The 24,307-nt window shown below is 71.9% G+C and carries 28 protein-coding genes; 7 read left to right on the plus strand and 21 right to left on the minus strand.

What is annotated here, in order from left to right; genetic code table 11:
- Positions 1-5: 5 nt before the first annotated feature.
- The 6 genes from M0L44_RS13830 to M0L44_RS13855 all read right to left on the minus strand — a co-directional run bounded on the left by M0L44_RS13830 (position 6) and on the right by M0L44_RS13855 (position 8,333).
- Positions 6-1,898 carry a DEAD/DEAH box helicase gene (locus M0L44_RS13830; protein ID WP_252770297.1) on the minus strand — a complete coding sequence of 631 codons (1,893 nt, stop codon included), beginning with the start codon at positions 1,896-1,898 and terminating at the stop codon, positions 6-8.
- Positions 1,899-1,977: 79 nt separating this feature from the next.
- Positions 1,978-2,295: a DUF805 domain-containing protein gene (locus M0L44_RS13835; protein WP_252770298.1), complete on the minus strand. Its 318-nt coding sequence runs from the start codon at positions 2,293-2,295 to the stop codon at positions 1,978-1,980.
- A 125-nt stretch (positions 2,296-2,420) separates the two neighbouring features.
- Positions 2,421-3,953, minus strand: a complete 1,533-nt coding sequence (locus M0L44_RS13840) for a hypothetical protein (protein ID WP_252770299.1) — start codon at positions 3,951-3,953, stop codon at positions 2,421-2,423.
- Between the two features lie 123 nt (positions 3,954-4,076).
- Positions 4,077-4,883 carry a sulfite exporter TauE/SafE family protein gene (locus tag M0L44_RS13845; protein WP_435526422.1) on the minus strand — a complete coding sequence of 269 codons (807 nt, stop codon included), beginning with the start codon at positions 4,881-4,883 and terminating at the stop codon, positions 4,077-4,079.
- Positions 4,884-5,013: 130 nt separating this feature from the next.
- Entirely contained in the window at positions 5,014-6,669 is a 1,656-nt protein-coding gene (locus tag M0L44_RS13850; RefSeq protein WP_252770301.1) for an FAD-dependent oxidoreductase, read from the minus strand.
- Complete coding sequence (locus tag M0L44_RS13855; RefSeq protein ID WP_252770302.1) at positions 6,666-8,333, minus strand: acetolactate synthase large subunit; 1,668 nt, start codon at positions 8,331-8,333, stop codon at positions 6,666-6,668. The genes M0L44_RS13850 and M0L44_RS13855 overlap by 4 nt, the downstream gene beginning before the upstream one ends.
- A 92-nt stretch (positions 8,334-8,425) precedes the next feature.
- Between M0L44_RS13855 and M0L44_RS13860 the strand changes: the two genes are divergently transcribed.
- From M0L44_RS13860 to M0L44_RS13870, 3 genes are all read left to right on the plus strand, one after another.
- The gene (locus M0L44_RS13860) at positions 8,426-9,538 is read left to right on the plus strand and encodes an AraC family transcriptional regulator (protein ID WP_252770304.1); all 1,113 of its coding nucleotides are present in this window, start codon (positions 8,426-8,428) and stop codon (positions 9,536-9,538) included.
- A 191-nt stretch (positions 9,539-9,729) separates the two neighbouring features.
- Positions 9,730-10,875, plus strand: coding sequence for a glycosyl transferase family 90 (locus M0L44_RS13865; protein WP_252770305.1), 1,146 nt, complete (start codon positions 9,730-9,732; stop codon positions 10,873-10,875).
- 190 nt (positions 10,876-11,065) lie between these two features.
- Positions 11,066-11,281: a hypothetical protein gene (locus M0L44_RS13870; RefSeq protein ID WP_252770307.1), complete on the plus strand. Its 216-nt coding sequence runs from the start codon at positions 11,066-11,068 to the stop codon at positions 11,279-11,281.
- Between the two features lie 6 nt (positions 11,282-11,287).
- On the opposite strand, the gene M0L44_RS13875 is transcribed toward M0L44_RS13870, so the two are convergent.
- The 4 genes from M0L44_RS13875 to M0L44_RS13890 form a co-directional block, all read right to left on the minus strand.
- On the minus strand, positions 11,288-11,539 hold the full coding sequence (locus M0L44_RS13875) for a hypothetical protein (RefSeq protein ID WP_252770309.1): 252 nt from the start codon (positions 11,537-11,539) through the stop codon (positions 11,288-11,290).
- A 72-nt stretch (positions 11,540-11,611) separates the two neighbouring features.
- The gene (locus M0L44_RS13880; RefSeq protein WP_252770310.1) at positions 11,612-12,046 is read right to left on the minus strand and encodes a hypothetical protein; all 435 of its coding nucleotides are present in this window, start codon (positions 12,044-12,046) and stop codon (positions 11,612-11,614) included.
- Positions 12,047-12,146: 100 nt separating this feature from the next.
- Positions 12,147-12,701, minus strand: a complete 555-nt coding sequence (locus M0L44_RS13885; protein ID WP_252770311.1) for a GNAT family N-acetyltransferase — start codon at positions 12,699-12,701, stop codon at positions 12,147-12,149.
- A 34-nt stretch (positions 12,702-12,735) separates the two neighbouring features.
- Positions 12,736-13,656 (minus strand): class I SAM-dependent methyltransferase, encoded by a 921-nt coding sequence (locus M0L44_RS13890; protein WP_252770435.1) that lies wholly within the window; start codon positions 13,654-13,656, stop codon positions 12,736-12,738.
- Positions 13,657-13,773: 117 nt separating this feature from the next.
- On the opposite strand from M0L44_RS13890, the gene M0L44_RS13895 reads away from it, so the two are divergent.
- Positions 13,774-13,974, plus strand: a complete 201-nt coding sequence (locus M0L44_RS13895) for a hypothetical protein (RefSeq protein ID WP_252770312.1) — start codon at positions 13,774-13,776, stop codon at positions 13,972-13,974.
- Positions 13,975-14,086: 112 nt separating this feature from the next.
- Here the strand turns inward: M0L44_RS13895 and M0L44_RS13900 are convergent, their stop codons facing one another.
- Entirely contained in the window at positions 14,087-14,797 is a 711-nt protein-coding gene (locus M0L44_RS13900; RefSeq protein ID WP_252770313.1) for a CsgG/HfaB family protein, read from the minus strand.
- Between the two features lie 110 nt (positions 14,798-14,907).
- On the opposite strand from M0L44_RS13900, the gene M0L44_RS13905 reads away from it, so the two are divergent.
- Complete coding sequence (locus tag M0L44_RS13905; RefSeq protein ID WP_252770315.1) at positions 14,908-15,279, plus strand: nucleotide pyrophosphohydrolase; 372 nt, start codon at positions 14,908-14,910, stop codon at positions 15,277-15,279.
- Here M0L44_RS13905 and M0L44_RS13910 read toward each other — a convergent pair.
- Positions 15,215-15,595 (minus strand): hypothetical protein, encoded by a 381-nt coding sequence (locus M0L44_RS13910; RefSeq protein ID WP_252770316.1) that lies wholly within the window; start codon positions 15,593-15,595, stop codon positions 15,215-15,217. The genes M0L44_RS13905 and M0L44_RS13910 overlap by 65 nt on opposite strands.
- 155 nt (positions 15,596-15,750) lie before the next feature.
- Between M0L44_RS13910 and M0L44_RS13915 the strand changes: the two genes are divergently transcribed.
- Complete coding sequence (locus tag M0L44_RS13915) at positions 15,751-17,169, plus strand: aminotransferase-like domain-containing protein (RefSeq protein ID WP_252770318.1); 1,419 nt, start codon at positions 15,751-15,753, stop codon at positions 17,167-17,169.
- Between the two features lie 19 nt (positions 17,170-17,188).
- Here M0L44_RS13915 and M0L44_RS13920 read toward each other — a convergent pair whose 3' ends face one another.
- The gene (locus M0L44_RS13920; protein ID WP_252770320.1) at positions 17,189-17,614 is read right to left on the minus strand and encodes a group II truncated hemoglobin; all 426 of its coding nucleotides are present in this window, start codon (positions 17,612-17,614) and stop codon (positions 17,189-17,191) included.
- 341 nt (positions 17,615-17,955) lie between these two features.
- On the opposite strand from M0L44_RS13920, the gene M0L44_RS13925 reads away from it, so the two are divergent.
- The gene (locus M0L44_RS13925) at positions 17,956-18,282 is read left to right on the plus strand and encodes a hypothetical protein (RefSeq protein WP_252770322.1); all 327 of its coding nucleotides are present in this window, start codon (positions 17,956-17,958) and stop codon (positions 18,280-18,282) included.
- A 10-nt stretch (positions 18,283-18,292) separates the two neighbouring features.
- On the opposite strand, the gene M0L44_RS13930 is transcribed toward M0L44_RS13925, so the two are convergent.
- The 8 genes from M0L44_RS13930 to M0L44_RS13965 are packed head-to-tail and all read right to left on the minus strand — an operon-like array spanning position 18,293 to position 24,299.
- Positions 18,293-19,309: a 2Fe-2S iron-sulfur cluster-binding protein gene (locus M0L44_RS13930; RefSeq protein WP_252770324.1), complete on the minus strand. Its 1,017-nt coding sequence runs from the start codon at positions 19,307-19,309 to the stop codon at positions 18,293-18,295.
- Complete coding sequence (locus M0L44_RS13935) at positions 19,306-19,644, minus strand: non-heme iron oxygenase ferredoxin subunit (protein WP_252770326.1); 339 nt, start codon at positions 19,642-19,644, stop codon at positions 19,306-19,308. Before M0L44_RS13935 ends, M0L44_RS13930 begins: the two co-directional genes overlap by 4 nt.
- A 33-nt stretch (positions 19,645-19,677) precedes the next feature.
- On the minus strand, positions 19,678-20,859 hold the full coding sequence (locus M0L44_RS13940) for an OmpP1/FadL family transporter (protein ID WP_252770328.1): 1,182 nt from the start codon (positions 20,857-20,859) through the stop codon (positions 19,678-19,680).
- A complete protein-coding gene (locus tag M0L44_RS13945) occupies positions 20,856-21,638 on the minus strand; it encodes an SDR family oxidoreductase (protein ID WP_252770329.1) in 783 nt (260 codons plus the stop codon). The genes M0L44_RS13940 and M0L44_RS13945 overlap by 4 nt, the downstream gene beginning before the upstream one ends.
- 17 nt (positions 21,639-21,655) lie before the next feature.
- Complete coding sequence (locus M0L44_RS13950; protein ID WP_252770330.1) at positions 21,656-22,189, minus strand: flavin reductase family protein; 534 nt, start codon at positions 22,187-22,189, stop codon at positions 21,656-21,658.
- A complete protein-coding gene (locus M0L44_RS13955) occupies positions 22,179-23,444 on the minus strand; it encodes a styrene monooxygenase/indole monooxygenase family protein (RefSeq protein ID WP_252770331.1) in 1,266 nt (421 codons plus the stop codon). Before M0L44_RS13955 ends, M0L44_RS13950 begins: the two co-directional genes overlap by 11 nt.
- Before the next feature lie 20 nt (positions 23,445-23,464).
- Positions 23,465-23,953: a nuclear transport factor 2 family protein gene (locus tag M0L44_RS13960; protein WP_252770332.1), complete on the minus strand. Its 489-nt coding sequence runs from the start codon at positions 23,951-23,953 to the stop codon at positions 23,465-23,467.
- Between the two features lies 1 nt (position 23,954).
- A complete protein-coding gene (locus tag M0L44_RS13965) occupies positions 23,955-24,299 on the minus strand; it encodes a hypothetical protein (protein ID WP_252770333.1) in 345 nt (114 codons plus the stop codon).
- Positions 24,300-24,307 lie beyond the last annotated feature (8 nt).

Below are 24,307 nucleotides of genomic sequence, written 5' to 3' on the forward strand. Positions count from 1 at the left end.
GGACCTCATGCCTCCGCCCTGAACATCTCCCCCACCCGCCCCATCGCCTGCACCACCCGCTCGGTCAGCAGCGACTCCCCGCTGCGCGACAGCGTGAGCTGCTGGGTGGCGCGGGTCATGCCCACATAGAGCAGGCGCACGGCGTCGTCCAGGGTCTCGTCCTTCATCGGCAGGGCCTGCAGGCCGCCAATGAAGACGTGGGGAAACTCCAGGCCCTTGGCGCTGTGCAGGGTGATGAGCTTGACCGACGGGGTGGACCAGTCGAAGCGCCGGAAGGCGCGGGTGTTCATCGAGTCAAAAGCGATGTGGGCGCGCTTGAGGGCCTGCTCCAGCGGCGCCATCTGGTACTTGGCGCGGAACAGCACGGCCATGTCGTTCAGGGGCACGCCCTCGGCCACCAGGGCGGCGACGCGCTCGGCCAGCAGCTGCGCTTCCTCCGCCGGGTCTTGGGCGCTGATGAGCACCGGCATGGGGCCGCGCCGGCCAGCGCTGGCGGGCTGCACCAGAGGCAGGGCCTCGGGGTCTTCCGCCGCCGCCTCGCCCCGTTGCAGCAATGACTGAGCACAGGTGCTGGCCAGGGCCAGGATCTCGGCGGTGTTGCGGTAGTTGAGCTTGAGGATGCTGGTGCGGCCCTGGGCCTGGATGCCCACGCTGGCCAGGCTGAACTGGCGGCGCTTCTTCTGGTAGATCGACTGGGCATCGTCGTACAGCACCAGCAGGCTCTGCGTGCTGGGGCTGACCATGCGGGTGGCCAGGCGCAGCCAGGCCTCTTCGAAGTCGTGGGCCTCGTCGATCAGCAGGGCCATGTACTGGCCGCCGGGGATGAAGCCGGTTTCGATGGACTTCTCCACCGTGTCGGCCAGCAGGCGGAAGTGGGCGTCGCGGTCGGGCACGTCCGGCACGTAGAGCTGGTAGCTGTTGACCAGGTCCTGGCACCAGCTGTGGAAGGTGCGCACCTGCACCCGCTCGTCCACGCCGCGCTGGCGCAGCAGGGCGTCGATGCGGTCGGCCAGCGCGCGGTTGAAGCACAGCACCAGGATGGGCTGGTCGGGCCGGGCCGCCGCGGCCAGTTGCTGCGCCCGGTAGATCAGGATCATGGTCTTGCCCGAGCCGGCCACGCCGTGAATGACGCGGTGGCCCTCGCCCAGCGTGCGGGCGATCTGTTCCTGCTGCAGGTCCATCACCTGCATCAGGTCGGGCAGCAGCGGCGCCTGGGGCGACGCGGTGGCGGCGTCACCGCCAAAGTCCAGCCCCTCCTGCTGGTGCACGCGGATCTCGGGGAACAGGTGCCAGCGGATGCGGTCGCGCTGGGGCAGCGTGAGCGTGTGCGGGTAGTGGACGGTGAACAGGCCCCACAGGCGGTTGAAGAAGTCGCCTGGGCTCACGCTCTCGTCCAGGTCGTCGCGCAGCAGGGTCTGGTGGGACGGGAAGACCTGGGCGAAGTCGCCCCAGGCGGTGTCGGCCAGATCGGTCTGCCGCAGATGGGAGAACACCACACCCCAGCCGTAGGGGAAGAGCAGCTTGCCCTGGAAGGGGCCGTCCGCGCGCACCAGGGTCGGGTCCTGCTGCATCAGCGCCACCAGCTCGAAGGCGTAGTCGCGCGCCTGGCGCAGCGGGTTGGCCTCCGTCACCCGGCCGCGGGGCGTGTCCAGCTCCACCGCATCGCGGTTGGCGGCCACCAGGGTGCCGCGCTTCCAGTCCTTCACCTCCAGCAGCAGGATGCCCTGGCGCGGACTGAGCACCACGAAGTCGGGCTGGCGGGCCCGCGGGCCCAGCGGCACGTTGTGCCAGACGAGGTAATCGTCCCCCAGGCAGCGCTTGAGCTGGTGCAGCACGCGCCGCTCACCGGGGTTGCAACGCTGGTCGACGTTCGTCAGACCTTGCGGAAAGATGGCCATGGCAGCCGGGCTCCCTGAATCTTCTTGTGATGGGAGCAAGCCTAGCAGCAGCCGATGGCGTTGGGCCTGATGCCAGCGTTCACGCGTACCGGCTGCTGCTCTTGCCCTCCTGGGCCAGCCAATAGATCAGGATGATCCAGCCCACGAAGGGGATCAGGCCGACAAGCTGGAGCCAGCCGCTGCGGTCGGTGTCGTGCAGGCGGCGCGCCGCCACGGCGAGGTAAGGCAGCAGCGTGGCCAGGGAGAAGATGGCCGACAGCTTGTGGCTGACCACGCCCAGGATCAGGCTGCCCAGCAGGCAGAAGAGCGCCCACCACCAGAACTCGGAACGGCCGGCCCGGCCGTCGAAGTTCGCATAGTTGTTGAAGCAGGTGCGCACGGCATCTTTGAAGTCCATCTTCGGTTCCCCCTAAGGTGATGTTTGTGCGGGCGATGTTAGCGGCGCGCATGGGCTCGCCACGCCACGCACTCGGGGGTTGCCAAGGGGGTCGGATCCGGTCAAGCCATGGCGACCGAAAACGTCTAGCGCACCGGCACCGCGAACAGGTAATCCACGCCCAGCCCCAGGCTGGTGGCGCCAAAGCGCTGGCCCGAGCTGCTGCGGGCTTCGGTGCGGCCGGCGTTGAGGTTCAGGGCCAGGCGGTCGCTCAGCGCGTAGCGCAGGCCGGCACTGGCCTTGACGGCCGGGCCATGCACATTGGTGCCGGCCATCAGCTGGCCGAAGGCCTGCAAGCGCTCGCCGGGGGCGGCGCGGGTCTGCAGGCCCAGGCCGGCCAGCAGTTCGCCGTAGCCGGGGTAGCTCAGATAGGCGCTGTAGGCCACGGCCGCCTGCACCGGGATGAACCAGCGATCGTCGAGCATGGCGTCCATCTGGGTGCCCACCATCTGCAGGTTGCCGCGGTCCTGCTCGCGGTAGCGCACATGGAACTCGGTCTGCTGGAACAGGCTGACGCGGAAGGCCTTGTAGTGGCTGCCAGCGCCCGCATCGCCCCAGCCGGCGGCGGCCGCGCCCGAGCGCAGGTGGTGGGTCAGCGCCAAGCCGTAGGTCACATTGCGCGACGAGCCCTTGGGCGCCGCCAGGTAGCCGGCCGACAGCGACAGGCCCAGCGACGGGGTGAGGGCGTATTCGGCCGAGACCTTCGGATAGACCAGCAGGCCGGAGTCGGTGTTGATCTTCTCCGGCGCGTAGCCGCCCGAGCCCACACCCAGCTGGGCATACAGGTTCACCCGCGGCGACACGCGCAACCGCTGGCCCAGGCCGCCCAGCACCTGGTTGTAGAGCGGCAGGCCGTAATAGCCCACGCCCAGGCCGGCATACCAGTAGGTGTTGGGGGCGAGAAAGTGGGCGTACTGCAGGTCGGCCACGCCCAGCGTGCCCTTGAAGGAGCCCTCCGGGCGGATCTGCTTGAAGTTGTCCAGCACCAGGGTCAGCATGTTCTCGCCGCTGTCCTCGGCGGCCAGGCGCGCATCGCTGGCCGACAGGCCCTGGCCATGGTGGCTGAACGGCGCGACCAGGTAGCTGTAGGGGATCTCGACGAAGACGTTGGCCTGGGTGCTGTCGATGGCCGAGTGGGTGAACTTCATCTTGGCCAGGTTCATGCCCACGGCCACCGGGCCGAAGTCGTAGCCCAGGCCGGCATAGGCCTTGTAGAAGCCGCCGGTGCCCGACAGCACCTTGCTCTGCTCGATGCTGCGCCCGCCCCCACCACCACCGCCCGCCAGGCCGGCGGTGACGAAGATGCGGTCGGTCAGCCGCTGCTGCAGATGGGCGCCCACGTCGAAGGCGGTGAAGCCGCCGTATTGGCCCTTGAGCAGCGGCGCGTACACGCCCGCGCCCAGCGAGAGCCAGTCATTGACCTGGTGGTAGACGTGAAAGCCGGTGAGGTCGATGTCCTCGTCGCCCGGCACGCGCAGCACCTGATTGTCGAGCATAACCATGGCGCGGGCCGGCGTCAGCAGGGCCTCGTCCGGTGCCGCTGTTGGCGGCGGCGCGGCCGGCGTCTGTGCCAGCGCCTGCAGGGCACAGCTGCCCAGAATGCTTCCCCAAAGACTCACCCGCAGCGCCATGGCCCCAGCCCCCCTCGAACACGCCCGGCCGCGCTTGGGCCGGGTCATGGTCCCCGTGTCGGATTAAGCGTAACACCGCCCTGCCCCAGGCCGAGGGGACGGGGGCGGTGTTCAGAAGTGACTCAGCGTGCGCAGCAGCAGCATCACCGCCACCCCCACCGCCACCACCGCAAAGCCGCGGCGCAAGGCGCGGGTGGACAGGCGCATGGCCCAGCGCCGGCCCACCAGCAGGCCCGCCACCGCGCCCACCGCGAAGGGCACCGCCGCGGCCGTCTGCAGCTGCCCGCTCCACCAGGCCGCCGTCAGGCCGGAGACGGACACCAGCGCAATCACCGCCAGCGAGGTGGCCTGGATGCTGCGCAGGTCCAGGTTGGAATGGCGGTCCAGCGCCGGCACGATGACGAAGCCGCCGCCGATGCCCAGCAGGCCGCTGAGCACGCCCGCCAGCGCCCCCACCCGCAGCATCACGCACAGGCAAGGCCGGGTCCAGTGCAGGCGCTGCTCACCCTCGGGCCGCACGCAGGCCGGGGCCTTCTGGGGGCCGGCCTGGGCCGGGCCGTCACGCCACATGCGGCGGGCGGTGAAGAGCATGAACAGCACGAAAGCCAGCAGCAGCACGCCCTGTGGCAGGCGCTGGGCCAGCCACACGCCCAGGGGTGCGGCCGCCATGCCGGCGGCCCCCAGCACCCCGGCGGCCCGGTAGCGCACGATGCCCTCGCGCAACGCAAAGCCCGCCCCCAGCCAGGCCGACAGGCCCACCGCCACCAGCGCCACCGGCGCCGCCAGGTGGATGGACCAGCCCAGCACCAGCACCAGCAGGGGCACGGCCAGCGCGCCGCCGCCCGCGCCGGTCAGCGCCAGCACGGCGCCCACCAGCAGGCCCAGGCAGCCCAGCGGGCCCCAGTCGGCCAGCGGCAGCATCAACCCTGCCTCCGGTCTCTGCGGCAGGAGCGGGGCGGGCAAGGGAGGCGCCGAGGATGTGGAGACATGGCACAGGCCGGAAAGGGAGAACGATCACATACCTATTGCGGTATGCGGACCGCGCATTCTAGGCAGACCGCTTGCCACCATCCAGGTGCCGCGCCGCCGCCTGCGCGGTGAGGATACAGCCCGGCAGGAAGGTGCCCTCCAGCGAGCGCCGGCCGCTGGCATTGCCGCCACCGAAGCCCGCCGCCTCGCCCACCGCGTAGAGGCCGGGCAGAGGCCGGTCCTGCGCGTCCAGCACCCGGCTGTGCAGGTCGGTCACCAGGCCGCCCAGGCTCTTGCGGGTGATGAGCCGCAGCTGGATGGCGACGAAGGGCCCGTCGCCGCGGCGCTGCAGCGGTGCGGGCGCGCAGGTGCGCAGCCGGTCCGGCCCCCACTGGCGGGCGTGCTGGATGCGGCGCAGCTGGTCGTCGTTGGCCAGGCGCAGGCCCTGGCCGGGCACAAAGTGGGCGTCGAAGGCGTCCACCGTGGCCTGCAGCACCGCCGGGTCCACATGCGGCCCGCCGCTCAGCGCGTTCATCTGCGCGGCCAGGCCGTCCAGCCGTTCGTGGGCCAGCACCTGGGGGCTCTCGCGCAGCAGCTGGTCCAGCAGGCGCTCGCTGCCCAGCAGGGTCTCGGCCAGGAAGGGCAGCCACTGCCGCTCGCGGATGCGGGGGTTGTGCTCGGCCCCGGAGATGGCCAGCTCGCGCCGGGCGATGCGGCGGTTGAGCAGCTGCCAGGTCCAGGGCTGGGCCTGGGCCGCCACCTGCCGGCACAGGTCGGGGGTGTCGTAGCCGGTGACCAGGGGCGCGGGGCCGATGCGCTGCCCGCTCGCATCCAGCCACAGGGCCGACTTGGGCGGCACCAGCGACAGGCCGTGACCTTCGAAATGCGGCTGGGGGTGCGGGATGCCGGCGGCGTAGTTCCACATGGCCCCCGGCGCGGCGATGCGCGCGCCGGCCTGCTCGGCGGCCCGGTGCAGGGCGCCATCGGCAAAGGGGTGGGCGCCGTTGAGCAGCTCGGCGGGGCAGGGCTGGCCCGCGGGCCAATGGGCCCGCACCCCTTCCAGCGTGCCGTTGAGGCCGCCGGTGGCCAGCACCACCTGCGGCGCGCGCAGGCGCAACACACGGCCGCTGGCCTCGTCCAGCGCCTGGGCGCCGCTCACCGCGCCGTCGGTCCAGTCCAGCGCGGTCACCCGGGTGCCGCACAGCAGGGTCAGCCGGTCGGCCCGGGGCCCGCTGGCGGCCTGCTCCAGCGCGGCGATCACCCGCAGCGTCAGCAGGCGCGAGGTGCCCCACAGCACGTGGTAGCGCGGCAGGCTGTTGCCCTCGCCGTTCAGGCCCCGCTCCACCCAGTTGACAGCCGGCAGGAAGCGCAGGCCCAGGCCGCGCAGCCAGTCGTGCACATCCGGGCGGGAGCGCTCGACGTAGTGGCGCGCCCAGGCCAGGGGCCAGCGGTCAGCCGGCTCCGCCGGGCTCAGCCCGCCCCAGCGCAGCCAGTCGGCCAGGGCGCGCTCGGGGTGGTCGGGGATCTTGGCCCGCGCCTGCAGCGGCGTGCCCACCAGGGCCATGCCGCCGAAGGCCCAGCGCGCCAGGCCGCCCAGGCGCTCGCGCGTGTCGCGCTCCACCACCGTCACCCGCAGACCGCGCTGCACGGCCCCCAGCGCGGTGAGCAGGCCGGCCAGGCCGCCGCCCACCACCAGCAGGTCGGCATCCAGGGTGTCGCCCATGCGCTGGTTCATGGTGCGATCTTCCGCTTCAGGGCCCGGGCCACCGGCAGCGGCATCTGGCCCAGGACGCGCAGCAGCCAGGGCAGCACGCGCAGCTTCAGGCCCGAGAAGGCGCTGGGCACCACCGCCTCGATCAGCTGCGGCCCGGGCTGGGCCAGGGCCCGCGCCAGCGCGGCGGTGAAGGCCTCGGCCGTGTCCACGCGGCAAGCGCTCACCCCCATGCCCTGGGCCAGCTGCACGAAGTCCAGCGCCGGCTGCCCCAGGTCGAACTGGGCCAGCGCACGCGGGCCTGGGCGCTGGGCGCCCACCCGCTGCAGCTCCAGGTTCAGGATGCCGTAGGCGCGGTTGTTGAAGATGACGCTCACGACGTGGGCCCGCTCGCGCGCCATGCTCCACAGCGCCTGCAGGGTGTACATGGCCGCGCCGTCGCCCACCAGGGCCAGCACCGGGCGGTCCGGGCAGGCCACGGCCGCGCCCAGCGCCAGCGGCAGGCCCTGGCCAATGGCCCCGCCGGTCAGCGCCAGCAGCTCGTGCCGCGGCGCCCCGGCAGTGAAGCCCGGCAGCAGGGTGCCGGAGGTCTGGGCCTCGTCCACCACGATGGCGCCTTCGGGCAGCAGGTGGCCCACGGCCTTGCAGACCTTTTCCGCCGTGAGCTTGCCGCGCGGGGCGCCGGGCCGCCAGGGCGGCTGCAGCGCGGGCACGGCGGCCTGCGCCCCCAGCGCGGCCACCAGGGCGCTCAGGCTGGCCAGCACGTCCTCGTCCGGCGCGGCCAGGGTGTGCAGGGTGCAGCCGGCCGGCGTGAGCGTGCTGGGCTGGCCGGGGTAGGCAAAAAAGGACACCGGGGAGCGGGCGTCCACCAGCACCAGGTGGGTCAGGCCGGCCAGCTGCACCGAGGCCATCTCGGCCAGGTAGGCCAGGCGCTCCACCGGCGGCAGGCCGGCACCGCGGGTCAGCCGCGTCGGGAAGACCTCGCCCAGCAGGCGCAGGCCCAGGTGGGCGGCGATGCGGCCGGCCTCGCGCAGCGCCGGTTCGCGCAGGGCCCGCCCGCCCAGCAGCAGGGCGCAGCGCCCGCCCTGGGCGCTGGCCTCGCGCAGGGCCTGGGCGATGGCGGCCACGCGGGCCGCATCGGCTGGCGCGGGGGTGGCCGGTGGCTGCGGGGCCGCGGGGCGGGCGCCTTCGCCCCAGGAAACATCGGCCGGCAGGATCAGCGTGGCCACCTGGCCGGGTGGGCCCTTGGCCGCGGCCACCGCCTCGGCCACGTCGGTGCCCAGGGTGGCGGGCTGCTGCGCGGTGCGCACCCAGCTGGAGACATTGCGCGCCGCGGTGGCGATGTCCGACTGCAGCGGCGTGTCCAGCGCCGCGTGGTGGGTGGCGTGCTCGCCCACGATGTTGACCAGCGGCACCCGCGCCTTGCGGGCGTTGTGCAGGTTGGCCAGGCCGTTGCCCAGGCCGCAGCCCAGGTGCAGCAGCGTGGCGGCGGGCCGGTCGGCCATGCGGGCGTAGCCGTCCGCCGCGCCGGTGGCCACACCCTCAAACAGGGTCAGCACCGCGCGCATGGTCGGCGTGGCGTCCAGCGCGGCGACGAAGTGCATCTCCGAGGTGCCGGGGTTGGTGAAGCAGGTGTCGACGCCGGCGTCGAGCAGCGTGCGCAGCATGGCGGTCGCGCCCTGGGTCATGGGGAGGTCTCCTGTTTGTTCTGGGCCGAACGATAGGGCCTCGGCCAGCCGGCGGCTTGAGCCGGCGCGCCAGGTTTTTTAGGATGCGCGACATGCCCGCCACGCCGCCCTCATCTACCAAGCCCCCCCGGCGCCGGGCCGAGCCGTGGACCCGCGCGGGCGCCCTGCGTGGCCTGCGCGCGCTGGCGGCGCAGCTGGGGCAGGACGCCGAGGCCCTGCTGGCCCGCCAGAAGCTGCCGCTGGCCGCGCTGGACGACCCGGAGGTGCGACTGCCCTACCGCGGCCTGTGCCGGCTGCTGGAGGCCGGCGCGCGCGACTGGGCCTGCCCGGATTTCGGGCTGCGGCTGGCGGCCGTGCAGCACCTGAGCCTGCTGGGCGCGGTGGGCCTGGCGGCGCGGCTGCCGGCCCGGGTGGGCGAGGCCCTGACGGCCCTGGGCGACCGGCTGGGCGCCCATTCGGACGCCTTCACGATGGCGCTGGAGGTGGCCGGCCCGCGGGCCGTGCTGAGCTACCGCCCGGCCTGCCCCGAGGAGCCCAAGACCCAGCTACTGGCCTTTGCGATGGCGGTGACCCGCAATGCGGTGGCCTTCGTCAGCGGTCAGCCGGACTTCGCGCCGCAGGCGGTGCGGCTAGCCTGCCCGGCCCCGGCCGATGCCGCCGTGCGCCGGGCCCTGGCGCGCGGCCTGGGCGCGTCGCTGCGCTGGGGCGCGCCACAGACCGCACTGCAGCTGGATGCCGCGCTGCTGGACGCCCCCACCGCCATCCAGGACACGCAGTACGCGCCGCTGATCCGCGACACCCTGGCCCGGCTGACCGCGCCCCCGAGACCGGGCACGCCGGACGCGCCGGACGCGCCCGACACGGTGGCACTGGTGCATCAGCACATCGCGCGCCTGCTGCCGCCGGGCCCGTGCACCCAGGCCACGGTAGCCCGTGCCCTGGGCCTGCACCCGCGCGCACTGCAGCGGCGGCTGGCCGCCCAGGGCACGCACTTCTCGGCCCTGCTGGATGCGCACCGCCACGCCCTGGCGCTGACCCTGCTGCGGCAAGGCACGCTGCCGCTGGCCGCGCTGGCCCGGCAGCTGGGCTATGCCGACCAGAGCGTGTTCAACCAGGCCTTCCGGCGCTGGACGGGGCAGAGCCCGGGCCGGCTGCGGCGCCAGGCACTCGGACCGGCTCGGGCGCGGGAAGCCGGGGCATGGTGAGGTGGTCCCACGAGAAACAGGCGGCACAATGGGGCGATGGGCCCCTTGAAATTGATGGCCTGAGGGCACTCGTCCCGTGAGCGCATCGAGAGGCCAACCCCGGGCCATTCGTCGCCCCCCTGGACAGGCCACGCGTGACAACCCCACCGCCGGATCAGGTGTATTGGGTATCCAAACGAGCAGTTTGACGTATGACTTGGCTAGATGACCAGATCAAGTTCCGTTGGGCCGACATTCCGGAAGATCGGGCGCTGGTGCTCAGCGCATCTGGACTGGACGCTTGCCGACGGATCTCTCACATCGGCGTTCTCGATCTCGATGGACTGCGTTATTTCACGCCCACCCAAGGGGGCGTTCGCAGCAAATGGGACGAATCTGGCCAGATGTTCGTGGAGAACGGTCCACCCCAACATGCCGGCCTGGCCCGGCGTCAAACCCGTTTTGCCAACCTGTGCCATGACTGGAAGCTCAGTGGCAAGTTCGCCACGAACTGGCATGACGCTCAAGGCTGGGACTATCAGCAGTCGCTGCCAGAGTTGAACGGCGTTCCCCTGATTCAGTTTTGCCGACGCCGCAGCCAAAGAGGGCAGGTGGTGTTGATGCCATTGGCATGGAACTACATGGGACCCGGAGGTCCCAACCTGCCGATCTCCCCCGACCCACTGCCCTTTCAGCACAAGGCCGACAAAGTGGTATGGCGCGGTCGGTGCACAGGCACGGCGCGACTGGAGGGCACCGATCTGTGGTGGGCTGTTTCATCGTTTCGGGAGGGCCGGGAAAGTCTCACCGAGAAATATCTTCCTCAGATGGCGCGCTGGCGAGTGGCTCACGCCCTGAAGGACTCCCGCATCGCCGATGTGAAATTCACCTTGAACGAGCAGGAGCTTTCCGTCTTGCCAAAGATCCCTCTGCTGCAGGATCTGATGTCAGGGCTGGTGGGAGAGCGGTTGACCCAGCAAGAGCAGCAACAAGCCAAGTTCCTGCTGGTCGTGGATGGCAATGACATCGGCTCCAACAAGTATTGGAGCCTGCTCTCCAACTCCGTCACGCTGATGGTCGAGTCCGAATGGGAAACCGCACTGGACGCCGGCCTGGAGCCCTGGGTCCACTACGTCCCGGTTCCTCCTGAACGCGAGGCCATCGAGGCCACCGTGGCCGATCTGCTGCATCGTCCGCAGCAGTGTGAGGACATCATTCGGGCGGCCCATGCCTTGCTGAGGCAGCAACTTGACCTGCCCCTGCGCGAGGCAGCTGACTACGTGACTTTGCACCGTTACCAGCAACAGGTGCTTTGTTGCGCCGGCCTGCCGATGAAGTGGTCGCTGGCCCGTCGTTGAGATGAGGCGATATGGCCTCCAGGCTGTCGCCAAGCCGTCGCGGCGCGAACCGGCGTGAAGCCCATGTGAAAGGCGCTGACACGTGGGGCCTCATCGTGTCATCGCCGGGGCGCGGTTCGCCGTCTGATGGGGGTTCGGCCTGGCATGGCCGACTCCCCCTGACAGAAGGACCCGTGACATGGACATCACCATGACCCCAAGCGACACCTCCTGGCGCTTCAGCCCCGCCAGCGCCGACGACGGCCTGGACACCCAGGTGAGCCCATCCAACGCGCCGCCGGATCTGCAGCAGGCCTTCGACGACTGGATGGCCAACACCCAGGGTCAGGGACAGGCCCCCCGGCTGGCCGACGTGCTGGCGACCCAGCCCTCCCCGGTGGGGAATGGCGACGAGACAGCGGGCTGAGTGCGCTCAGGCCCGACCGGAGCGCCGGCTGCGCGGGTTGAGCTTGTCCAGCTCGTTCAACTGCTGCTTGAGCAGCAGCACCAGGGTGCGGGCGTGCTCCACCGGGATGCTCAGGCAGGTGGAGGGCGCGCCGGCCTCGCTGTCATCGCGCGCGGCCTGACGGGCCGAGACCAGCGCGTCCAGGCTGACTTCGATGAGGCCGTGGTGGTCGTGGCGGATGGACTTCAGGCGCTGGACTTCGATGGTGTAGGGCTTCACGCGGGGCTCCGGGTGTCCGGGACAGGACAAGGGTTCAGAACCCTGGATTGTCCGCGCCGCAGGCGCCCCGGCTCAATGGCCCCAGACCCAGACCACCGTGCCGCCCAGGTTCATGCCGCTGAAGGTCAGCGTGCCCAGGGGGTGCAGGCTGGGCGCGGCCTGCTGGGCGATCACCCGGGCCAGGTCCAGGCTGAGGTCGAAGGGCTGGTCGGCGAAGTTGTACTGGCTGACGTCGCGGCCGTCATAGAGCGCTGCGGGCAGGCCATTGACACCGCGCTGGGCCAACTGGGCCAGGAAGGTGGCGCGGTCGACGGTGTCCACGCTGTAGCTGCCCGCGGGCAGCAGCGCGGCCAGGCCACCCGGCAAGGGCGGCTGCGGGCTGGCCTGGGCGCTCACCGCCCGCAGCGCGGGCGTGTCCAGCGGGCTCAGGTCGGCCTGGGCCGGGCTGGTCAGCAGGGCCCACAGGGCCAGGGCGGCCCCGACGGCCGCGGGCAGAGAGGTGTTCATGGCGGTGTCCTCGGGATGCCGCCAGTGTTGGGCGCGCGGGCCCGGGGCAAAGCCCGGAAAACCGGGCCGGGAAGCCGCCTGATGCGGTGGCGCCGGTGTCTCAGCCCCGGCGGAGCGCCCAGTCGCCGCGCAAGAGACCCAGCTGCAGCAGATCGTGCCGCTGCCCGCCCCAGAAGCCGACCTCGCGCAGCCGGCCCTCGCGCGCGAAGCCCAGGCCCTCGGCCAGGGCCAGCGAAGGGGCGTTGTCCGGGTGGATCTGGGCCTCGATGCGGTGCAGGCCCATCTGCGCGAAGCCCCAGTCGAAGGCCGCGCACAGGGCCTCGCGCATCAGCCCCTGGCCGCGGGCCGTGCGGGCCAGCTCGTAGCCGGTGCTGCACTTGGCCCATTCGCGGTTCCAGGCGAACAGGCCGCAACTGCCCACCAGGACGCCATCGGCACGGCGCTCCAGCCCCCAGCGCACGCCGGGGTGGGGCTGCTGGCGCCAGGCGGCAAAACGCCGCACCAGGTCCTCGGCCTCGGCCAAGGTGGTAAGGGGGTCCGTGCCGAAGTGGCGCATGGCCGGGCCGTCGCCATGGATGGCCAGCAGGGCGGGGGCGTCGTCCAGCGTCAGTTCGCGCAGCCGCAGCCGCGGGGTCTCCAGCGTGGGAAAGCTCATCGGCCCATGCTAACCAGGACAGGCCGCGGCGGGCTCAGTCCGGCCGCCGCGCCACCAGCACCTTGAGCGAGCGCGTCTCATCCGCATCGGCAAAGGCCGCCGGGTTGGGCAGGCGCTCGGTGACCTGCAGGGTGGGCGCGTGCTCGGCCACCCAGGTGCGCAGCTCGGCCTCGGTGCGCTTGGGGGAGTTCAGGCACAGCAGGGCCTGGCCGCCGGGCGTCAGCAGCTCGGGCAGGCGGCGCAGCAGGCGGGGATAGTCCTTCTCGGCCACGAAGCTGCCCTTCTGGTAGCTGGGCGGGTCGGCGATGACCAGGTCGTAGGGCCCGCCGCGGCCCACCTTGCCCCAGCTGCTGAACAGGTCATGCGGCAGGAAGCTGGCCCCGGCGCTCAGGCCGTTGAGGGCATGGTTGGCCTTGCCGATGCCCAGGGCGCCGGCGGCCATGTCCACATTGACCACCCGGCCGGCACCGCCCTGCAGGGCCGCCACCGAGAAGGCGCAGGTGTAGGCAAAGAGATTGAGCACGGTCAAGCCAGGCCGGGCCACAGCCTGGGCCCGCACCCAGCGCCGGCCCTCGGCCATGTCCAGGAACAGGCCATGGTTGAAGCCGCGCAGCAGGTGCACCTTGTAGCGGGCACCGTCCTCGACCACGGTGTGGGGCTCGGGCACGCTGCCGCTGAGCAGACGGGTCTGGGCCCGCACCTCGTCGCGCTGCTGGAAGACCAGGTTCAGGGCCTGGCCGGGCGCCACCTCGGCCCAGCGCCGCGCGAAGGCAGCCTGGACGGTGGCCAGGGTGGTCTCGTCCACCGGGGCGAAGCAGGTCAGCAGCCAGACCGGCGGGTAGGCGTCCAGGGTCCAGTCCTCGCAGCCGGGATGGCGGCCACCGCGGCCGTGGAAGAGGCGCTGGGCAGAATCCACCGGCTGGAGGTGGGCGATGGCGTCGAGCAAGGTGGACAGGTTCAAGACAGCTCAGAGACAACTTTTTGCAAATTGTCCTCGAGACCGTCAACCGGAGGTTTCCGGGCTTCGTTGTACAGACATCTTCAACCCACGGACTCCAAGTCCTTGCCCATCATGACCAAGCTGTTCGCTGCCCTGATCGCCACCGTGTTCGCCGCCGGCGCCTTTGCCGCGGATGCTCCTGCCACCGACGCCGCTGCTGCGCCGGCCGCCGCCGCTTCCGCCACCAAGCACAAGGTTGCCAAGAAGAAGCACGCTGCCAAGAAGAAGGCCGCTGCCAAGGCCGAAGCCGCTGCCCCGGCCGCCAGCAACTGAGTGGCTGAACAGCCCCAGTCCTCTTCGCGGGCCTGAAGGTCTGCGAGGCACGAGCCCCCGGTACCCCCGGGGGCTTTTTCGTTGCTGATCGGGGTGCAATGCGCCCGTGCGATCAGGGCGTCGGCTGGGCGCCCGCCACGCTGGCGGTGCGGGCGCCGCGGGCCGCGTCCACCAGGAAGTTGACCGACTGCACGATGGCGTCCTTGGTCACCGCCTCCAGGTTGGTGCCCTTCAGGCTGGACAGGGAGCCGCCGAAGCCGCCGACCGAGAAGGAGCTGTCCTCGGTGGAAGCGGTGGCGCGCTTGGAGGCCACGACCTTGGCGGTCTCCACGCACACCAGCTTCATGTCCAGGGCCACCGCGGCCTTCTGGGTCTTGGTGCCGATGGAGCCCACGAAGGGCGGCAGGCCGGCGCCGAAGCTCTTGTTCTCGGTGCTGACATCGATCTGGGTCACCGCGCCGGAGATCAGGAACTCGGCCTGCTGGGTCTGCACCTTCTTGCCGGCCAGTTCCAGTTCCTTGGCGATCTCGTCGAGCTGCTCGCGGTCCTGCACTTCAAAACAGCCGCTTTCGGACAGAGCGGTCACCAGCACGTCCTTGATGCCGTCGGCGATGCCGCTGACATTGCTCAGCCCGCCATTGGCCGCATCGGCCATCTGCAGCAGGGCGGCCAGACCGCAGGCCCCCGCGCCGCCGTTGTTGCCGTTGGCGGCCTTGCACTGCATCTTGCCCACCATCACGGAGGCCACGGGCGCATCGCAATGGGCCAGGGTGGGGGGCGGCGGTGCGTCGGCAGCCCAGGCCAGCGGAGCGGCGATCGACAATGTGGCCTCGCACGCCAGGCGGATCTGGCAGACGCCGGAACCGTGCCCTTCACGCCATCGACACATCTGTATACAAATTGAGCTGCCCCGCCCGGCAGCACACATGCCCGATGAAAAACGATGCCGACCCCCTGCGCTGGGAGACCCTGCCCCAACGCCTGCACGACTTCGCTGCCGAGCGCGACTGGCAGCCCTTTCATGCCCCCAAGAACCTGGCCTCGGCGCTGATCGTCGAGGCCGGCGAGCTGCTGGAGCACTTCCAGTGGCTGACCGAGGACCAGAGCCGCGCCCTGGCCCAGCCGGGGCCGGCCAAGGACGCGGTGGCCGCCGAGATGGCCGACGTGCTGCTCTACCTGGTGCAGTTGGCCAGCGCGCTGGAGGTGGACCTGCTGGACGCGGCCGCGCGCAAGATGGTGGTCAACGCGGCCAAATACCCGGTGGAGAAGGCACGCGGGCGGGCCGACCGGGCCAGCGAGCTGTGAGACGGGCCCACCCGCCGACCGTCCAGCCCCACAGCCGCGCCCCCAGCGGGGCCCGCCGCTGCAGCCGCAGCGTGGCGGCCGACAGGGCCTGCCACTGCCACTCGCCCGCGTCCTGCACCTCCCCCTGATGCCCCTCGGCCCAGACGGCCACCGGCCGCCACAGGCGTTCGCCCAGCCACTGGGCGGGCGGCCGGGCCTGCAGGCGCCCCTGGGCCAGCCAGAGCCGGTCGCCCCGGCGCAGCTGCAGGCTCAGGCACTGGCCGGCGGCCAGGGTGTGGGTGACGGCGGCGGGAGGGGTCAGATCATCGCTGTGCATGGCCTCCACTGTGCGCGGCCGGTCCGCTGCCCGGCAGGCACAGCCGCGCACGGGGCGCCCCGCAACAGCGGCCTTGCAGGCCATCTGTTCCGGTCCGATCCGCGACACTCTGTGCCTGTTCCGATGCCCGCCCCGCCCCCACACTGGCCCGCGCCATGAACCCGCTGTACCGCCGCATCGCCGACCAGTACCGGTCAGCCATCCACGCCGGCTCGCTGCGCCCGGGCGACCGCTTCCCGTCGGTGCGCACGCTGATGCGCACCCACACCGTCAGCCTGTCGACCGCGCTGCAGGCCTGCCGCCAACTGGAGGATGAAGGCTGGCTGGAGGCCCGCGCGCGCTCGGGCTACTTCGTGCAGCACCCACGCCGGCGCGGCCTGCCCCCGGCCACCGAGCAGGGCCTGCAGCCCATCGACCCGGCGGCCTATGTCGGCATCTCGGCCCATGTCTCGGAGATCCTGGCCCGCGGTCAACGCCAGCCGGTGAGCGCCAACCTGGCGCTGGCGGTGGGGCCCAGCGCGCTGTATCCGGGCGAGGCGCTCTCGCGCATCATGCAGCGCAAGCTGCGGCTGCAGCCCAACGTCCTGGTCAGCATGACCCGCCGGTACGGCCACCCGCTGCTGCGCGCCGCGCTGGCCCGACGCGCCCTGGCCCGCGGTGTGACAGCCGCGCCGGAAGAAGTGGTCATCACCCAGGGGGCCACCGAGGCGATGAACCTGGCCCTGCGGGCGGTGACCCGGCCCGGCGGCACGGTGGCGGTGGAGTCGCCCAGCTTCTACGGCCTGCTGCAGATCATCGAGGCCCTGGGCCTGCGCGCCATCGAGCTGCCCACCAGCCCGCGCGACGGCCTGTCGGTGGAGGCCCTGGCCTTTGCGCTGGACAGCGACCCGTCCATCCAGGCGGTCGCCGTCATGCCCACCCTGCACAACCCCCTGAGCTGCACCATGCCCGACGAGCGCAAGGCCGCCCTGGTGGCCTTGTGCGCCGAACGCGGCGTGGCGCTGATCGAAGACGACATCTACGGCGAGATGAACCCCCAGCCGGCGCGCCCGCTCAAGGCCTGGGACCGGGCCGGCGGCGTCATCCACTGCAACTCGCTGAGCAAGATCCTGGCGCCCGGCCTGCGCCTGGGCTGGATGCTGGCCGGGCGCTGGCAGGCCCGGGTGGAGATGCTCAAGTACACCCAGAGCCGCTTCCCGGAGGAGCTGCCCCAGGCCACGGTGGCCGAGTTCCTGGACAGCCCCGCCTACGACCGCCACCTGCGGCGGCTGAACGAGGCGCTGCGCCAGCACCGCGACGCCTACGCCGACCGCATCGCCACCCACTTCCCGCCCGGCACCCGGGTGACCCTGCCCGAGGGCGGCATGCTGCTGTGGCTGCAGCTGCCCGACGGCGCCAGCGGCGACACCCTGTTCGACGCCGCGCTGGCCCGGGGCATCAAGATCGCGCCGGGCTCCATGTTCTCCACCGGCCGGCGCTACGACGGCTGCGTGCGCCTGAGCTGCGGCCGCGCCATGGACGACGCGGTGGAGACGGCCCTGCGCACGCTGGGCAGCCTGGTGCAGGACGCCTGAACCGCCGCCAAAGACCGGTTCAGAGCAAAGTGGCCGGGGCCGCACCCGCGCAGGCCTCGCCCGCGGTGTTGACCATGTGCTCCGCCATGTCGGCAAAGGCCTTCTCCAGCGCGGCCCGCAGCGGCGCGTCGTCCACCGTCTCGGCCAGGGCCTGGCGCATGCACAGCATCCACTCGTCGCGCTCCACCGGCCCCACCCGGTAGGGCAGATGGCGCATGCGCAGGCGCGGGTGGCCCTTCTCGGCGGTGTACAGCGGTGGCCCGCCAAACCAGCCGCTGAGGTACTTGAACAGGCTGGCGGCGCTGCCGGCCAGGCTCTCGGGGTGGATCTGCCGCACGGTGTAGGCCTCGGGCAGCTCGTCCATCAGCGCGTAGAAGCGCTCGACCAGGCGCCGCACGCCGGCCTCGCCGCCCAGGCGGTCGTAGGGGGTGGGAGAAGGGGTCATGCGTGGGGGTCTCCAGGGCAGGGGCATGGGCTCATGTTCCTGGCCAAGCTATCAAGCCCCATGCCAGCCCCCATCCCGCCGAAAAGTCCAATCTGGACAATGACTTGCCCGATGGCGACGGCGCCAGCCCGTGTCGCCTCTGCCGGCGCAAGTCTGCCGCGCACTGCCGAATCTGGCAGCATCTGTCGGCACGTGGCAGTGGGCTGGCGGTGAGGAAAGGGGCGCAAACCGCGTGGAAATGCACGCGAAACGCCCTGTCAGTCCCCCAGCAAATTAAAGGGTTAACCCTTGATGCTGGACAATCTCGACATCCCCGACCGCTGTTCATCCGGGAGCTGCGCATGCCACCCAGCCGTTCACTTTGGACCCGTTACCTCTTGCCGGTAGGCCTGCTGCAGGCCCCCCAGGGGGACCTGTTCCTGCACCGCGCGATGCGGGTGGGCAACCTGGACGCCCTGCGCCGCTGGATGCCGCACTACGTCAAGGTGCACGGCGTGCTGGCCGGCCTGCTGACCGTGGCCATGTGCGTCGCCGTCAGCCTGGGCCTGCCCTTCTGGCTGAGCCTGCTGGGCGCGCTGGCCAATGCCGGCGAGCTGCTGCTGTTCATCGTCTTCACCGGCCTGGCGCTGGCCCTGCGCCTGCCGGTGCCGCCCAGCGGCTGGCACTGAACGCGCGGGCTCAGAAGAAGCGGTCGAAGTGGATCCGCTCCGGAGGGATCCGGTGCGTGACCTGCAGCAGGGGCAGCAGCGCCTCCACCATGCCGGGGGGGCCGGCCAGGTAGATCTCCCGCTCGGCCAGGGTCTCGCCCAAGGTCTGCTCGACCAGGGCATGGATGGGCCCCACTGCGCCGGTCCAGCCGGCGGTGGCCGCGGCCTGCGCATCGGAGACGGCGGCGTGGTAGCGCAGACGCTCGCCCGGCACCCCCAGCGCCGCCAGCTCGGCCCGGCCGCACAGGTCGGCCGGCGTGCGGCCGCCGTAGAAGAAGTCCAGCCGTCGCGGGCCCTCGCGCAGCAGCGTGGCGGCCGCGCCGCGGGCCACCGACAGCATCGGCGCCAGACCGGAGCCGCCGGCGATGCAGACAATGTCGCGCACCACGTCCGGCCGCAGCCAGGCCATGCCGTAGGGGCCGTCCAGCGCCACGCTGTCGCCCGGCCGCAGGGTGTCGAACAGCGACTGGCTGGCCTCGCCGCCGGGCACACGGCGCACGCAGAAATGCCACTCGCCCGCCGCGTTGGCCAGGTTGGCCATCGAATAGGCCCGCTCGCGCGCCAGGCCGGGCAGGCCCAGGAAGGCGTACTGGCCGGGCTCGAAGGCAGCCGGGGTCTCGGTCTGGAACACGAACTCGCGCAGGTCGTGCGTGAGCGGGCGCACCGCCCGCAGCGTGGCGGTCTGGCGCCGGGGCGGCGTGGGGGCGGTGCCGCGCGGGTCCAGGCGCATCTTCAGCGCCACGTCACCCTGCGGCCGGCATTGGCAGGCCAGCTGCCGGCCCTTGCGGCGGTCGCGCTCGCTCAGGCCGGGTGCCTCGGCCCACAGCACCTCGACCTGGCCTTGCTCCACCTCGCAGCGGCAGCAGCCGCAGGCGCCCACGCCGCATTCGTAGGGCAGGGCCACGCCCGCCCGCAGCGCGGCCCGCAGCAGGGTGTCGCCCTCGGCGACCTCGAAGCAGGCCTCGCCGCCGTTGAGGCTCACCGTCATGCCGGCTCCTGCACCGGCAGCGCGGCCAGCACCTGGCCGTCCTGCACCTGCGCCGGGTAGACCCGCAGCGCGATGGTGCAGGGCGCACCGGCCGGCTTGCCGGTGGCGATGTCGAAAGCGCCCTGGTGGTAGGGGCACTCCACCAGGCCGTCCTCGATCTCGCCATCGCACAGCGAGGCGTCGCCATGGGTGCAGGTGTCGTCGGTGACGTGGATGCCACTGTCGATGCGGAACACCGCCAGCGGCGGCCGGCCGGGCAGCGCGATGCGGCGGCAGCCGCCGGCAGGCACGTCGGCCACGGCGCACAGGGGGGTCAGGGGAGAGGTCGTGGTCATGCTCGGCTTTCAGGAGTCAGCGGGAAGGCGGCCTCACCAGGCCCGGGACCAGGCGGCGGCCAGCCAGTTTTGCGACATGCGCACGTCCACCCCGGTGCTGGGGCCGGTGCCATGCACGGTGGTGCCCAGGGCCCGCGCATAGGCCAGGCTGAGGGACTGGCGGGCGTCCAGCTTCCAGGTCGCGCCCAGGGTCAGGTGCTCCTGCGGGGTGACGGGGGCCAGGTAGTTCAGCGTCGTGTTGTCGCTGCTGACGATCTGCGTGCCATGGCTGTAGCCGGCCCGCAGCGTCCATTGGGGCTGGACGTCCCAGGCGACGCCGGCGCGCACGATGGTCTGGTTGCGCCAGCCGAAGCCGGGCTGGGGGTTGGTCAGGGCGTTGCCCAGCGAGGCGATGTCGCCCCAGTTCACCCGCATCACGTCGGCCGCGAAGGTGAGGCCGGCCGGGGCCCGCACCGCCAGGCCCAGGCCGTAGCGCTCGGGCACGTCGAACTGCCCGCCGTCGGCCAGCAGGGCGCTGTAGGCCTTGAGCTTGCCCATGCGGATGCGCGAGGCGTACATCGCCCCCAGCGAGACGCCAGGCAGCACCTCGCCGGTCCAGCCCAGCTTCAGGCCCGCGCCGGTGGAGGACTCGTAGCCCTGGCCTTCGACGCCATTCACATCGGGCACGCCGTTGACGCGAAAGCGCTGGTAGGCCAGGTCCAGCGAGACGCCCACCGCCTGGGTGGGGCTGAGCTTGAGGGCATAGGTGGGCGAGAAGATCACCTGGGTCAGATTGGCGCCGTCGTTGGCGCTGCCGGCCCCGCCCGAAATGGACTGGCGGTACTTGGTGGCCACGCCGTTGCCGTAGACCGAGAGGCCGACCGACTGCTGGTCGTCCAGCGGCCGCACATAGCCGAACTCCGGCACCGGGATGGCCTTCAGGCCGCCGCCGTCGAAGTCGGTGCCGCCGAAGGTGGCCGAGGGCTTGGGCAGCACCACCGCCAGGCCCACTTCGAGCTGCTGGCCCAGCAAGGCCATGCCCGAGGGGTTGTTGGCCGCGGCCACCGCGTCCTGCGGCAGCGCGATGGAGGCGCCGCCCATGCCCTGCGAGGCGATGCCGTAGCCGTGCGGCATGGTGCCGTTGGTGGCGTGGGCCGGCAGGGTGGCCAGGCCGGCCAGGCCGGCCAGGATCAGGCCGCACAGCGGCAGCAGACGAAAGCGGAACAGCGGGGTCATGACAGCAACTCCAGGATGGGGGTGAGGCCCTGTTCGGGGCCCAGGGCGGCATAGCCGCCATCAACGGCCAGGTTGGCGCCGGTGATGAAGCGGGCGTGGTCGGAGCACAGAAAGAGCACGGCCTCGGCCACCTCGGTGGGGTCGCCGATGCGGCCGAGCATGTGGAAGGGCCGGGCCACGGCCTCGACCCGGGCCCGGTCGCCGCCGGAGATCTGGTCGAGCACGCCCGACCAGGTCCAGCCGGGCGACACGGCGTTGGCGCGGATGCCGGCGGCGGCCAGGTCCAGCGCCTGGCTGCGGGTGAGCTGCAGCACGGCGGCCTTGGTGGCCGGGTAGGCCCAGCGGCCAGCCTGGGCCACGCCCGCGCTGGTGGAGCCGAAGTTCACCACCGCGCTGCCGGGCGCCATGTGCGGGCAGGCCAGCTGCACCAGCCGCGCCGGGCCGATCACGTTGACGGCGAAGGAGCGGGTCCATTCGTCGCGCGTGGTGGCCGGCCCCTGGTCGGCATAGACGGCCGCCACGTTGACGACGAAGTCGATGCGGCCGAAGGCGGCCTGGGCGGCGGCCACGCAGGCCTCGACCTCGGCCTCCACGGCCAGGTCGGTGTGCTGGAAGCGCAGGGCCGGGCCCAGCTCGGCGGCCAGGGCCTGGCCACCCGCGTCGTCGATGTCAGCCACCAGCACCCGCGCGCCGGCGGCCACGAAGGCCCGCGCCACCGCCGCGCCGATCAGCGTCGCGCCACCGCTGACGATGGCCACCTTGTTCTCGAGTCCTCGCATGGATTCCTCTCCTTGACTCAGGCCGCCAGCGGCTCGGCTTCGGGCAGCACGCCCAGCCGGCCGCGGCAGAAGACCATCGGGGCGGTGTCGCGCCAGCGCAGGCGCAGCACCTGGCCCACGACGATCACGTGGTCGCCGCCGGGATGCTCGGCAAAGCCCACGCACTCGAACTGCGCGGCCGCACCGGGCAGCATGGGCACGCCCCCCACCCCCGGCGTGGTGACCAGGCCGGCGAACTTGTCGGCGCCGGGCTGGCCGAAGCGCTGGCACAGGGCCGTCTGGTCCCCCGCCAGCACGTTCACGCCGAAGGGGCGGCCGGGCCGGAAGCTGCCGGCGTGCGGCGAGCGGCGCGACAGGCTCCACAGCACCAGGGCCGGGTCCAGCGAGACGGTGTTGAAGGAACTGGCGGTGATGCCCACCGGCCGGCCGTCGTCGGTGAGGGTGGTCACCACGGTCACGCCGGTGGCGAACAGGCCCAGCGCGCGGCGCAGGGCGGCGGGGTCGCCGGCCTCGCCGTCGTCGCGCCAGGGGGAGCCGGGGTCAGGCCGCATCGCGCACCGTCCTTTCGGCCACGAAGGCGCGCGCCAGGGACACGTCGGTGATCCAGGGGAAGTAGTTGCGCGGGTTGTCGAAGCAACGCATGAAGGCATCGGCCACCGGCGGGTGGACCGAGGCCGCGCCCAGCACTTCCATCACCGGCTCGCCCGGGGGCAGCAGCAGCGCGTTGGTGAAGCCGGTGGTGAAGACGGCCGATTCGTTCCAGAAGGTCTCGAAGACGTCCTGCATCCAGTCCGCGTCGAAGGCGCGCTGGCCCTGGGCCTGGATGCGCTCGGCCAGGTAACGCACCATGCGCACCGCGTTGTTGGCGCCCTGGCCGGCGATCGGGTCGTTGAGCACCGCGGTGTCGCCGATGGCCATCACCAGGCCGCCACCGGGCAAGCGGCCGACGGGCTTGCGCACCGTGGGCAGGAAGCTGCCCTTGAGCCAGGCGTCCTCGTCGGTCAGCTCGGCACCGTCCAGGTGGTGCAGGTCGTCGGGCGCGAAGTCGGCCACCACCGCACGGGCGATCTCCAGCAGCTCGTGGCCATCGCGGGCGGCCTGGAAGCGGTCCATCGGGCCGCCGGGAATGGCCTCGAACAGGAAGCTGCGGCACTCGCCACGGGTGTGCGTGTAGAAGGGCAGCGAGAAGAACTCGCCCACCCCGGCCACGAAGTTGAAGCGCAGCGGGCGGAAGGGCACGCGGGCCCAGGGCCGGTCGCCCATCAGCTGCGGGCCGGTGAGCAGCAGCGCGGCCAGGTGGCGCGGCGGCGTGCTGTGGGCGCTGCGCACCTCGTCGCGCTCGAAGAAGGCGTTGATGGGGCCCTTGCCGGCCGCGACCATGGTCAGGTCGCTGTCGGCGGCGATGCGTTCCAGGTCGGCCACCGAGACCGACTGGATCACCAGCTTGCCGCCGCGCTGGCTGAACTCGCGCATCCAGCGCGAGAACTTGGTGCGCTGGTCCAGCGCCTGGCCTTTCAGCTCACCCAGGCGGCCCTGCACCGTCAGGCCGATGCGGCCATCGGGCCCGCGGAAGTCCACGTGCATGCCCTCGCCGTAGGGCACCACATCCTCCCAGAAGTTCAGGCCCAGCTCGCGTTCGAACTGCAGCGAGCTGTTGAACAGGAAGGCGGTGCTGGGGATGCGGCTGTTGAGCACCTGCTCGGGGCTGCGGTCGGTGTAGAGGGTGACGGCGTAGCCCTTGTCGAGCAGGGCGAAGCCCAGGAGAAGGCCGGCCTGGCCTCCACCGATCAGAGAAATCTTGCGCATGAAACTTCCTTGGATGCGGGTCAGAGGGTGGGCGGCAGGGTCTGCCAGCCCTCGCGGTGGGGGCTCAGGAGCTTGAGTTGCAGGTCGACCCGGGCGAAGCGCCAGCCCCGCGGGCCCTTCAGCACCTGGGCGTGGTAGCAGCCGCCGATCCAGTGCGCCTGCGGCGCGGGATCGCCGGGCTCGGCCACCTGGGCCAGCTCCCAGAGGTACCAGCGGCAGCGGGCGGTGGCGCCATCGTCGGCCCGCTCCACCAGCGGCGACACCATGTAGTGCAGCGACCAGCGGATGCGGGTGCGGCCGATCTCGGCCAGGGCGCGGGCGATCTCTTCAGCACCCTGGTGCTGGCCGAAGCCCTCGCAGGCCCAGACCGCGTCCTCGGTGAACAGCGGGCCGAGGATGGCCGGGTCGTTGTGGCGGTCCGCCCCCAGCGCATAGGTCGCCACCAGGGTGCGGATGGCCTCCTGGTCCTCGAGCCGCACGAGGCGTTCGGTCAGGCCGGCGAGGTCCATCTCAGAGCACCTGCTCGCCGTGGTCGGCGACGAAGCGGGCCTCGTCGAAGCTGTGCGGCACCTTGGGGTCGCCGCCGTAGAGCTCGATGTGCGGTGCCACCTCGGCCAGCGACAGGGCCAGCGCGAACAGGCGTTCGGCCTCGGGCGGCAGCTCGCCCAGCGGGTAGCGGTCGACGTAGCTGACGATGTCCTCGATGCGCGGCAGCATCGCCTCGTAGAAGGCGCGCAGCTCGCCGCGCGAGGCGTGGATGCGCCGCTGCTGGCGCTCGTTCTGGGTGGCCAGGGCCCAGCTGGGCACCAGGGGTTCCAGCACTTCGAAGGACTTGGGCAGGGTGGTGATGCTCATGGTGGGGC

Origin of the sequence: Ideonella oryzae (assembly GCF_024055665.1) — a bacterium.
Taxonomy (GTDB): domain Bacteria; phylum Pseudomonadota; class Gammaproteobacteria; order Burkholderiales; family Burkholderiaceae_C; genus Ideonella; species Ideonella oryzae.